Here is a 12,232-nt window from a genome sequence, read left to right as displayed (position 1 = left end):
GAAACCAGTTCAGCATGACTAAAACCTCATTTACAACCCATCAATATCTTTAATACGATCTATGATTTCCTCACTTATTGAGCGCAGCCAGCGCAATTGCTCTTTAATAAGTTGTGCTTCCTGAACTTCAACATATTTATGCTCACTCACAGAATCTGATAATTCTTCATAGCGTTTTTGCATATAATCTTCGGCTTCCTTGTGGTCAACCAGGTCAATGTCAATTTTGCTATGTTGCAGCATACTTTCAGCTTGTTTCAGATTTTGCACTATAGATTTGGTGTAGCTGTTAAAATGAGAAGAAGCCTCTGTAGTCGCATGATTCTGAATATAAGTGCTCAATGAAGCCAGCGCACTCAAAAATGTCTGATTAAGAATTACCAACTCATAAACAGTATCAAAATTTTTCTGCTGGCTTGACGGTTCTTGTGACATGCGTTGCATCGCTGCGTTCAATTCGCCAGTTGCGAGAAAAGCCTGCTTTCGCGAAAGCTTATACGTGGTAGGCATCGTTCCCTTTTTTTGATAGTGTGTGGCGATTTCTTCAAGAAATAACCGGTTTTTTTCTAAGCTGGTAGTGAAAACATTCCGTATGCCCAGCGCCTCCCAACTAGGCCACAGGAATATATTACCCAAAGCGGCCAGGGCAGCGCCAATGCCTGTATCAAGCACTCTAAACTCGATCACTTCAAAAACTTCGGGTTTAAGCAGCGCATAGACAAAAACCACACTTAGCGTGATAAAAATAGCCGCGGTCCTGTAGTTTTTTTGCAAAGTGGCAAAGGCACAAATAAGCGAGAGAATGGCAAGAATTCTAAACAGCATAAGATTATGCACAAGAAGCACAATGCCCACAGCAATAACCGCGCCTATCACGGTACCAATAATACGCTGTATAGATCGTGATTTAGTAAGACCGTAATTGGGTCGCATGATCACAATAATAGTAAGCAGGATCCAGTATGGATTTTGTAGTTTAAAAATTGAACCCACTGCAAAACCTATCATAATAACTACTGCCAGCCGCAATGCGTGTTTAAAAATAGGTGATTGCCAACTTAGATTTTCTAAAAGTAAATCTGGATTATAATCCTGTTGTGTGAGAAAACGTCTCGAGACCTTGTTACGTGCGTAGTTGAGGTCTGTCACCTCTTTTGTACTTAAAATGTGCTCGATCGTATTGATCTTTTCTATCTGCTGTTCTTGATAATCATACAGGTTTTTAAGTGTGATATATCCTTCATCCCAGACGTTAAGGTTATTATTAATGCCTCCCATTGAAGAATTGATTTGCTCAAGCGTATGTTTTAGATCACCATCACTTTTGAGAGATTTACCCCTCTCAATCGCATAAGCAATATTTTTTAAGCGGGCAGACATGCTCATTACCAGGTTATGAATGGCTTCTTTTTGCGGGGCATATTTTTCCAGAAGTTCGTCCATCTTTTCATAGTTCACCGGGTTTGCCATAGCCAGTTCCAGAATATCGATAAGCTGAATAAGAACCAGTAATCGTTTGCTTTCATACAAAGAATCGCCTGCACTTTTTCTTGAATTTATAAGGATTTCCCTTAGTTTTTCATGATTCTCATTGATGCTGCTTTGCAGCTCAAGCAACGCAGAAAAACCTTTCTTTCTAAAGGTAGGATTTTTAAAAAGCAGCGCTCTTATCTTAAGATAGTCTGCAGTGAGGTTTAGAGATTGCGTCAGGAACTCTTCGGTTTGCTTTTTAGGAGCCAAAAAATCAACTATAGACGTGAGCAACAGATACCACAAACCGCCCACGCCAATTAATATCGCTCTTTCATATGGCTGCAAAACCGTTGATAATTTCGCGAAGCTTAAAACAAGCGCAAACAATCCTGAAAAACCTACTAAGGAAGCTCTAAAGCCATAAATGGCAAAATAGGCCATAAGGAACATGGTGATCCCTAAAATAGGAATCTGTATAAATACATTAGAAGGTAAATAGCCGCCAATTATGCTTGAAATAACTGCGATAAATGCAGAAATAAGAATACCGATGCGTTTATGTTTAGCGCTGCCGCTAATATCACTTGGCGAACTAAGAAGTGAACCCACGCCAATAGCAAGTCCAGCTTCAAAATAACCGGTCTCGTAACCTATAAAAATAGGTGTTACAATGGCAACTGCTATCGTTACTGCCTTAGCAAAATCTGTGCTTTTTATAAAGTGAAGAAAGTCATTGTAGATTTTGCTTTTCATCAAGGAAACTTAGATTGAATGAGAAATATGTCTGGCGAGACCTCATCTTAACATTGAGCCTTGTGAAATGTAAAGATTTATGAGCGATTTTGTGTTATTTCTGTTTTCAATCCCTCATTTTTCTTGCGATATAACTCCTTACAAGTTCTGTTGTCACGCCAAAGGCAATATGAGCGATCAACTCATTTGCCTGTAATTGTAAGGGAATATCTTTAGGGTCTTCTTTTAAGCCTAACATAGGCAGTGAGGTCTCATGTGTACCATACCATGTTGATGCGCCAAAAACTGCTCCTTCCAGAATATTGGGTTTAAGGTCATCGCGTTTTGCATAACCGTAAGTTGCACCCAGGCTTGCGCCAAAAGGAATATTGACCAGTTGCTCTGCAATGCCCTCATTGCCTTCACTAATGCGCTCACCTGTGATCTTTATAGAAAGATCGTCTACCATTTTCAATTTGGCAGATTTTGTATTGGGCTTACGCACGGGTAAAATGCGCTCAATAGTCGTTTTTATTAAAGTACCCGCAAGACCACCCACGATTCCTGAAATCAATCCGCGGCTTACATTAGAGGCTAATGAATCTCTGTCTAACCAGGCTTCTACTGCATTGCTCATATGGTTGTAAATTTTGACTAAATTTAAAGATTCTCCTGATTAGCGCTGTACGCTTTAACAAGGCTTTTGCATCATAGTGCGTCATTTACCAGATTCATGAACTCCCCTACTTTAGAAGGTTCTAGCCAGCGCGTTACCACAACAAGGTCATGAGCTTCATCAATAATGATAAAGTTCCCGCCAAAACCGGCTGCATAATAAATATTATCATCAAGTCCTTCCCAGTGTCGCGGTCCCTGCTCATTAAGCCACCACATATAACCATAATTAGGATTAGGCACAGAAGGATTTCTGATGTCTTTTACCCATTTTTTAGGTATAATTTGCTCATTTTTCCACGCTCCCTGATTGAGAAATAAAAGTCCAAAACGCGCCATATCCTCAGCACTTATAAACATACCGCCGCCAGAGTGACCGCCACCGCTTACAGATTGCATTTGTAGTCCGTCAATATTCATCCAGGAATTATCATAGCCAAACCAGCGCCAGGTTGTAGAAGCGCCTATTTTATCCATCACTTTTTCTTTAAGTACTTTAGGCAACGGTTCACGCCATACATTAGTAAGTGCATAAGCCAGAACATTAACGCGCACGTCATTGTACTCAAAAAAAGTTCCCGGTTCTTTAAGTTCGCGATATTTCCAGTCATCTGTGCTTCCTGTACGCGGCGGGCGGTCTGCCCAGTCTTTGCCGCCCCAAAGCTCACCGCTCCAGTCAGAATTTTGTTCTAGCAGATGTTTCCAGGTGATCTTGCTGTTATGCGCACCGTCAAAGGTGCCGTCCCAGATCGTATTTGCTACCGTGTCATTAATTGATGGGATAAGACCTGCATCAATAGCAAGACCCGCAGTTGTAGAGAGGAAACTTTTAGTCACACTAAAGGTCATATCTACTCTTTTTATATCTCCCCACTGCGCAACGAGATATCCATTTTTAAGAACCATTCCTGCCGGGCCACCCCGTTTTTTAGTAGGGCCAAGTATTTTGTGATACGGTTCACTTTCAAACCCTTTTAAGATCGCCTGTCGCAGATCTCGCGATTCTGAATATTCATTCGCTTTCGCGAAAGCGACCGCTTTATCAAGTGCCAGTTGTGAAATATCGTATGTTTTGGCCTGTTTTTCGGTCCATTTTGCCCCAAAATCGGGAAAATAATAAGAAGTATTCTGCGCTTTTGCCGCAATAAAAAAGAACAAGCATGCGCATAGGGTGAAGTAATTAATGTTTTTCATAGGTTGGTTTTTACAGCAGTTAATTTACAAATTACCTATAATTAGCATTCTATTGAATTTTATAATAATAATTACATTAAGTATAAATTTTTATTATGATAAAATATAAAGATGGTATGAGCGTATGGGTTTTCAAATCGAGTAGTAGCTTAATTTCACCGCAAAGAAATGTTTGCTATAGCAGACAATTTATTTTAGGTTTTATTCACCTTAGCGGGGTCTGGTATTTAAATATCGCACCTCGCTTTTTTTGATTAAAAATCATTATTTTTATTTATATGGAAACAGAACAACTTTTTAGTGCCATACGCTCTCAAGACAAAGAGACAGTGCACAATATACTTAGCAATAATCCTGAATTAGCGAGCGCAAAAGACCAGCGGGGGTCATCACCATTACTGCTGGCTACTTATTACGGGCACGTTGATATAGCAGAAGAAATACTTAAACATGATAAAAATATAAACGCGCAGGATGCCTCTGGCAACACAGCTCTAATGGGTGTTTGCTTTAAAGGTTACCCTGAAATGGCAAAACTGTTAATTGATAGCGGGGCAGATGTTAACTGCATCAATTTTAATGGCGCCACCGCTCTAATTTATGCTGCTACTTTTAACCAAAAAGACATTGTAGAATTGTTATTGGCAAAAGGTGCAGACAGAGATGTGAAAGACGGGAGAGGGCAAAGCGCCGCAGATCATGCACGTATGCAAGGTCTTGAAGAGATTGTTAACTTAATTGAAGAAAATGACTAGCACCAGCAAATTAGTACGATTACATTCTGTACGCTTTAGAAACAAGGGCTATAAGCGAAAGCGACTACTTACGCCAGATCGTGAGGAGGATTTTTTAAACTTTCTGGTGCGTGCTTTAGGTGCAGATGTATTTGTGATAAGTACTGGTTTGGGACTTGATGTCTACTACCTGGCAGATGAGGATTATAGCAAATTTATAGCAAAAAACCTTTGGATATTTCGCCCGGACAATGAGTCTAATGATGCTGTAAGCATTTGCGAAACGCATAGTGGTGAGGATGTTTTAGAATATTTTAATACGGTTGTAAGCAGTCTTTCTGGTCACCCTCAACTTTTTCTTTCGTGCTGTAAAAAACTGATCTCAAAATTCAACGCCGGCGGTATAGACACTTCATTAAACGGCATACTTTACAATTGTTTTGATGAGCATCTAAATCGTTTGAGTAAAGAAGAAAACGTGCCTTTTGCCTCAAAAATCGCCCATATTAGGGCAAAAACCGAAAAGCCTTTTCTCAAAGAAAATAACCTGAAACAATTAGCAGATCAACTACTGGCAGAAGATCATATAAACTAAGATTAGCTTATCGAGCCTTGTAAAGCTCTTTTTTAGTGAATTTACCTGTTTTTAGGAGACGGCTTTTAATTTTAAGAAATGCCATCGCTGTTATATACGCGTCACCAGAAGCTTTATGCCGGTCTGTCTTTTCTATTTTAAGATCTGCACACAACTCATCAAGACTGTAATGTTTTTCTTGTGAGACCACGTTTACGGCGTGTATAGTTTTCTTATATAAAGTACCCGTGTCCAGCAATTGGTTCTTAAGTTTAGGAGCTCCCAATCTTTTTAAAGCATAATTTACCATGCGCACATCAAAGCCTACATGATGCCCCACTAATACCGAATTGCCAATGTAAGCGATAAATCGCTTTATAGCTTCTTCTTCAGAAATGCTGTAGTATTTGCCATGTTTTAAAATACCATGAATTGCGACAGATTCTTCATTAAAAACATCTTGCTGCACATAGATTTCCAGCGCGTCTGAAACATCAATTGTATTCCCGGTAAGACTTACGGCGCCAATACTTAGAATACGGTCTTTTCTATAGTCAAGCCCTGTGGTTTCTGTGTCAAAAACCACATAACGTGTATTTTCAAGAAGTTGTGCTTTTTGGTTAACAAAATGGGCCGAATATTGCTTGTAAAAATCTGGTGCGTTCTTGTTTCTGTTGTTCCAAAAGGGTAGTTTGATCATATTAACTCAATTGATATCTAATCTTTAGAATTTCCTGAATATCACGTATAGGTTTAAAGCAGCGTTTGAGCTTTAGTTTTTCAGCTTTGCTCAAGGTAGCCAATTCTATAAACCGCCCGGAATCGTTATGAAGAATACCTTGTTTAGTTCTAAATTTCAACAAAGCCTTAAACGCATAAGAGCAACCTTCATAAACTTCTTTATTGTTAGGATCGAGTTCTGCAAGCCGTTCAAACCTCCCGGCGGTGTTGTTGATATTGCGCACTTTATTATGCAGACTTAGAACTCGCGCCGCATCAATAAGTGGCATAAGCGCTCTGGCTTTAATGTCGAAAAAATCTTTGTGCTCACCATCGCTTTCTACCAGAAGTTGTCTAAAGAATCCCAGCGGTGACGGACTCTTAGTCGCATCCTGAGCCATATGCCGGTAAAATATTGAATTAGATTCAAGCACTTTAAAAATACTGTCTGAAAGTTCTGTTACCAGCGGTGTATCGCCATGTACATAACTATAATCAAAAAATATTGCAGACAGCAGTAAACTCTCAGGGCTGGGGGATGATATCCAGTTACTGAATTGTGATTTCCATTCCTGCAGAGACTGGCACCATCTTGGGTTGCTTGCCATCATATCTGCCGGGCAGTAGGCGTATCCTACTTTGTGTAAAGTTGTTGTTACCAGGCGGGCTAACTCGAGAAAATAAGCTTTTGCGTCTTCATACTCATCTTCAGGTACATCTTCAAAAACTATTGCATTGTCCTGATCTGTCAACAGCAATTGCTCTTTGCGTCCCTGACTGCCTAATGCTAACCATGCATATTTGCAGGGTGGGGCAGAAGGCATTTTTTTCAGCGCAAGCTCTATTGCCCGTACGGTCACTGCATAGTTTATTTCGTTTAAAATATTTAAGATATGCGATAAAGGCAGGTTTTGGTCGAGGTATTTTTTAAGAAGTTCAGATACTTTAATGCGCACTTCACGAAGAGATTTACCATTTTTTGCACGTTTTACTTCTTTAATTAGAACAACGGGATTATTTGCAAATGAAACAACAAGATCCTGCTGTGTGATCAATCCCAGCAGTTCTGTATCTGGAGTACCATCTTCTGTAATACATAAATGATTGATGTCATTCTTCAACATAATAAGCTGCGCCTGCGCCACCGTGGGTCCTTTCTGAAAACAACGTACAGGAGAACTCATTATATTTTTTACAGGTTCTGTGACCGCATGTTGGCCTGTTGCGATCGTATTTCTCAAATCCCGATTTGTGATAATACCAACCGGTTTTTTGTCTAAAGTGACAATTATAGAGCCTATGTGCCTTATAGACATCATGCTTGCTGCATCTTTAATGAGCGTATCCGGAGGGCAGGTTACGGGGTTTTTAGTGTACCTCGCTTTTTGGAGATCAAATAATTCGCTATTGCGTTCTACGCTATATTCGGTAAACAATTTGCCGCTTTCTTCAAGAGAATAGGGGTCGCTCACATTTGATGCGAAACTGGCTATAAGAAAATTGCTTACAGATTTGTTATCTAAAGCGATAGGCAAAAACAGATCTATGGGCACGCCATAAATAATGCATTCTTCATTTGCCATTGCAGTAAGTTGATAATCTTCTTTAGTAATTAAGGGGCGTAGACCAAAAATATCGCCCTCATCACAAATATCTACGATCTGCTGCTGGTTATCTTTTGTTCGCAGTACACGCACAGCGCCATCTTTTACAACATAGAACATCCCGTGATTCTTCTCTTTTTCTTTAAAAACAGCTTTGTCTTTTTCGAAATAGATCACCTTTACCTGGCCTGCGATTTCCAGCAAACTTTGTTCGTCAAGAAATACAAAAGGAGGATATCGCTTTAAAAAGTCATAAATACGTTCTGCAATCGTGTTTTTCATAAATGAAAACTTTTAAGCTAAAATACAAAGTTTGACAGGTTCAAAATTCTGATTTATACGAAGATATTACCGATATTTACTGGTAAACCACCATTTTCTATTAATTTATTGTTTTAAACCGTTAAAATTATGAGAAGTATAATCCTGCTTTTTTGTGTATTTAGTCTGGCGAGCTGCGCAAACTCTTACCAGGAAACAGAGAATGAACCAGAAGATTATGCTATTATACCTAAGCCTGTAGAGCTTGTGCCAGATATGGGGCAGTTTCATCTAACTAAGGAGACTACACTAACGGCAGACCCGCAACTTTCTCAGGAAGCAACTTATTTGCAGGAATTATTAAAGGATGTAACAGGCAAGGATATTAAAATTGTTGACGAGGCTAATTTCTCAGATCGTTTAATCACATTACAACTCGATGATACTATTGAAAATAAAGAAGGTTATAAGCTGCTTGTAAATCCCGAAAGTGTAACTATAGTTGCAAAAGACGGAAGCGGCATATTTTACGGTATACAGTCATTGAGACAATTGATCAATGATGATAAAGAAACGATACCTGCTGTTGCGATCACAGATTTTCCTCGGTATGTTTATCGCGGTATGCACTTAGATGTGAGCCGTCACTTTTTTCCGGTAGATTTTGTAAAAAAATACATAGACCTCATCGCTTTGCATAAGATGAATACCTTTCACTGGCACTTAACAGAAGATCAGGGCTGGCGCATTGAGATAAAACAATATCCTAAACTTACAGAAGTGGGTGGTTTTAGAAATGGAACAATTGTAGGGCATAATCCGGGAACAGAGAATGATCAACAAGAATATGGTGGCTTCTATACTCAGGATGAAATTAAAGAGGTGGTAAAGTATGCACAGGCGCGACATGTTACAATTATTCCTGAAATTGAATTACCGGGTCACAGCAGCGCCGCTATTGCTGCCTATCCTTATTTAAGCTGTTTTCCCGATGAGAAAACCGTTGTAGGTAATGATATGATGTCTAAAAAAGGCAGAGAATTTCAACAGAACGGGACGCCAAAAATAGTTCAGGAAACCTGGGGAGTTTTTGATGATGTGTATTGCGCGGGTAAAGAAGAAACCTTTACATTTTTAGAAAATGTACTCACAGAAGTTATGGAGCTTTTCCCATCTCATTACATTCATATAGGTGGTGATGAAAGCCCTAAAGCTAATTGGGAGCGCTGCCCAAATTGCCAGAAGAAAATAGCAGATAATAATTTGCAGGATGAACATGAACTACAAAGTTATTTTATACAACGCATCGAGAAATTTGCAAATACAAAGGGGAAAAGCATCATAGGCTGGGATGAAATATTAGAAGGCGGGCTTGCGCCAAATGCAACAGTAATGTCCTGGAGAGGTATTGATGGTGGTATCGCTGCCGCGAAACAAAGACACGACGTGATCATGACACCGGGAGATTTTTGCTATTTTGATAAATATCAGGCAAATCCTGATGATGAACCGCTTGCAATAGGTGGTTTTCTGCCTTTAGAAAAAGTATATGGTTATGAACCCACACCAGAAGAACTCACCGATGAGGAAGCACAACATATTCTGGGAGCTCAGGCAAATGTCTGGACAGAATATATGGATTCTGAAGATTACGTAGAATATATGATTTTACCGCGTATGACTGCACTTGCTGAGGTGGTTTGGTCTCCTAAAAATAGCCGTGATTTCTCCGATTTTAGCCGTCGTTTGACCGATTTTGAGAAGATGTACACCTTTTTTGACGTGAATTATGCTAAAAAGACAATACCTGAAACAGAGGTAGTAAAATCAGAATAGAATTGTTTAGTTCTAAATTAATTACTGATATAATGCTGAGCAGTTTCAGGGTGACGAAAAAAGAATTAATTAAGATTTCGTTTTTCTATAAAAAAGCGTTTTAATAGTTGGGATGCTTCTTTTTCCAGAATACCTTCTGTGATTTTAGTTTTAGGATGTAATTGCGTTCCCATTTTGCGATAACCACGCACATCATCTGCAGCGGCAAATACTATGCGAGATATCTGGCTCCAGTACAAAGCACCCGCGCACATTTGGCAAGGTTCCAGGGTAATGTACATGGTACAATTAGTTAAATATTTCCCGCCCAGGTAATTTGCGGCAGCGGTTATTGTCTGCATTTCTGCATGAGCAGTTACATCGTTAAGTCTTTCGGTAAGATTATGTGACCGAGCAATAATAGTATTGTTTGCGACAACAATTGCTCCCACAGGAATTTCGCCCAGGTCATATGCGACTTCAGCTTCCTGCAATGCTTTTTTCATAAAGTAAGAATCATCAAAAGGTTGTATCAATGCCATGCTTTTAATTGTAGATCATAAAAATACAAACCTCCTATTTACAATTTCGTTCAAGCCGTATATTTTAAATCAAATTTATATTCCTGCTTCACAGACTGCTTTAGAATTCTTGATTTTCGGCTACCTTTGTTCCTATGCCAGATCGTTTTTTACAACTCATAGATGATCCTAAAGATCTTAGAAAACTTAATACAAGTGACCTGCCAGAATTGGCCACAGAATTGAGGCAATTCATTATAAATATAGTAGCCACAAAAGAAGGACATTTGGGCGCAAGCCTTGGTGTGGTAGAACTTACAATCGCACTGCATTACATCTTTAACACTCCTGATGACAGGATTATTTGGGATGTTGGGCATCAGGCGTATGGGCATAAAATCCTCACCGGGAGACGGGATATTTTTGATACAAACAGGCAATTAGGTGGTATTAGTGGTTTCCCAAAAATAAAGGAAAGTGAGTATGATACTTTTGGTACCGGTCATTCAAGCACTTCTATTTCTGCTGCTTTAGGTATGGCAATTTCGGCACAACTACAAGGTCATATTAAAAGACAGCACATTGCGGTAATAGGCGATGCTTCTATTGCCAGCGGGATGGCTTTTGAAGGTTTAAATCATGCAGGTGTTACAAATGCTAATTTACTGGTGATTTTAAATGATAATGCCATAGGTATAGACCCTAGTGTGGGGGCTCTTAAGCGATATCTCACTAATGTAAAATCTGGGAGCCAGCGGCAGGAAAATATATTTGAAGCTTTGAATTTTAAATATTTTGGCCCGGTAGACGGGCATGATATTGATAAGCTTTTAGAAATACTGCAAGTTCTAAAGAAAATAGATGGTCCTAAATTTTTACATGTAATCACAACAAAAGGGAAAGGTTTAAAACAAGCCGAAGATGATCAAATAAAATACCACGCACCCGGTAAATTTGATGCAAAAACGGGCGAATTGAAGCCAAAATCAGATGCTGTTGAGCCGCCAAAATATCAGGATGTATTTGGTGAAACCTTAGTGGAACTGGCTAAAAAGAATAAAAATATTATTGGAATAACTCCGGCGATGCCTACCGGCAGTTCGTTAAAATATATGATGAGTGTTTTTCCTGAGCGTGCTTTTGATGTGGGTATAGCAGAGCAACATGCGGTAACGCTGGCGGCAGGGATGGCGACACAGGGAAGCATCGTTTTTTGCAACATATACAGCACATTTTTACAGCGTGCGTACGATCAGGTTATTCATGATGTTGCTTTGCAGGATCTGCCTGTTATTTTTTGCCTTGACAGAGCCGGATTAGTAGGCGAGGATGGAGCCACACACCATGGTATTTTTGATATTGCCTATTTACGGTGCATACCCAATATGATAATTTATGCTCCGCGAAATGAAGAAATGCTACGTAATATCATGTACACGGCACAATTAGGTCTTGAGCATCCTATCGCTATAAGATATCCGCGCGGAAAAGGAATTACCATAGACTGGAAAAAACCCTTTTCTAAAATTGCTTTCGCGAAAGCTGAAAAACTTGTTGAAGGTTCTCATGTTGCACTATTGGCGACGGGAAATATGACACAGCTGGCAATAGAAGCGGCAACTCCCTTTGAAGGTGAAGTTGCCGTTTATTATTTTGGTTTTATCAAGCCATTGGATTTTGAAACCCTTGACCATATTTTTAGAAAATACAGCTACGTAATCACGCTTGAAGACGGTATCAAATCTGGTGGATTTGGCAGCGCTGTTGCAGAATATTCGGCTGAGAAAGAATACACAGGTAAGTTAGAAATCTTAGGTATACCAGATCATTTTATTGAGCAAGGCACCGTAGGCCAACTCTATGATTTATGTGGACTAACCTCTAAAAACCTCACTACATTGATTGAAAATCGGTTAAAAATGGTCTAAA

General features: G+C 39.4%; 10 protein-coding genes. 4 read left to right on the top strand and 6 right to left on the bottom strand.

The window, feature by feature from the left end; translation table 11 throughout:
- Positions 1-30: 30 nt before the first annotated feature.
- From ACH3PA_RS05225 to ACH3PA_RS05215, 3 genes are all read right to left on the bottom strand, one after another.
- Positions 31-2,226: an FUSC family membrane protein gene (locus ACH3PA_RS05225; RefSeq protein WP_416446519.1), complete on the bottom strand. Its 2,196-nt coding sequence runs from the start codon at positions 2,224-2,226 to the stop codon at positions 31-33.
- A gap of 106 nt (positions 2,227-2,332) precedes the next feature.
- On the bottom strand, positions 2,333-2,842 hold the full coding sequence (locus tag ACH3PA_RS05220) for a DUF1440 domain-containing protein (protein WP_416446521.1): 510 nt from the start codon (positions 2,840-2,842) through the stop codon (positions 2,333-2,335).
- Positions 2,843-2,913: 71 nt separating this feature from the next.
- Entirely contained in the window at positions 2,914-4,074 is a 1,161-nt protein-coding gene (locus ACH3PA_RS05215) for a serine hydrolase domain-containing protein (protein ID WP_416446523.1), read from the bottom strand.
- A gap of 278 nt (positions 4,075-4,352) precedes the next feature.
- Between ACH3PA_RS05215 and ACH3PA_RS05210 the strand changes: the two genes are divergently transcribed.
- The gene (locus ACH3PA_RS05210; protein WP_416446525.1) at positions 4,353-4,829 is read left to right on the top strand and encodes an ankyrin repeat domain-containing protein; all 477 of its coding nucleotides are present in this window, start codon (positions 4,353-4,355) and stop codon (positions 4,827-4,829) included.
- A complete protein-coding gene (locus tag ACH3PA_RS05205; RefSeq protein WP_416446527.1) occupies positions 4,822-5,403 on the top strand; it encodes a hypothetical protein in 582 nt (193 codons plus the stop codon). The genes ACH3PA_RS05210 and ACH3PA_RS05205 overlap by 8 nt, the downstream gene beginning before the upstream one ends.
- Positions 5,404-5,410: 7 nt before the next feature.
- Here ACH3PA_RS05205 and ACH3PA_RS05200 read toward each other — a convergent pair whose 3' ends face one another.
- Together ACH3PA_RS05200 and ACH3PA_RS05195 are read right to left on the bottom strand one after the other, a co-directional pair.
- A complete protein-coding gene (locus ACH3PA_RS05200) occupies positions 5,411-6,082 on the bottom strand; it encodes a PolC-type DNA polymerase III (protein WP_416446529.1) in 672 nt (223 codons plus the stop codon).
- Between the two features lies 1 nt (position 6,083).
- Positions 6,084-7,988, bottom strand: a complete 1,905-nt coding sequence (locus ACH3PA_RS05195; protein ID WP_416446531.1) for a DUF294 nucleotidyltransferase-like domain-containing protein — start codon at positions 7,986-7,988, stop codon at positions 6,084-6,086.
- Between the two features lie 129 nt (positions 7,989-8,117).
- On the opposite strand from ACH3PA_RS05195, the gene ACH3PA_RS05190 reads away from it, so the two are divergent.
- Complete coding sequence (locus tag ACH3PA_RS05190) at positions 8,118-9,803, top strand: beta-N-acetylhexosaminidase (protein WP_416446533.1); 1,686 nt, start codon at positions 8,118-8,120, stop codon at positions 9,801-9,803.
- Positions 9,804-9,868: 65 nt separating this feature from the next.
- Here ACH3PA_RS05190 and ACH3PA_RS05185 read toward each other — a convergent pair whose 3' ends face one another.
- Positions 9,869-10,318 (bottom strand): nucleoside deaminase, encoded by a 450-nt coding sequence (locus ACH3PA_RS05185; protein WP_416446658.1) that lies wholly within the window; start codon positions 10,316-10,318, stop codon positions 9,869-9,871.
- Between the two features lie 140 nt (positions 10,319-10,458).
- Between ACH3PA_RS05185 and ACH3PA_RS05180 the strand changes: the two genes are divergently transcribed.
- Positions 10,459-12,231, top strand: a complete 1,773-nt coding sequence (locus tag ACH3PA_RS05180) for a 1-deoxy-D-xylulose-5-phosphate synthase (protein ID WP_416446535.1) — start codon at positions 10,459-10,461, stop codon at positions 12,229-12,231.
- Position 12,232 lies beyond the last annotated feature (1 nt).

Source organism: Leeuwenhoekiella sp. A2 (assembly GCF_047946655.1).
Taxonomy (GTDB): Bacteria; Bacteroidota; Bacteroidia; order Flavobacteriales; family Flavobacteriaceae; genus Leeuwenhoekiella.
Note: the sequence above shows the minus strand (reverse complement) of the source record. Positions and strands in the feature narration are given on the sequence as shown.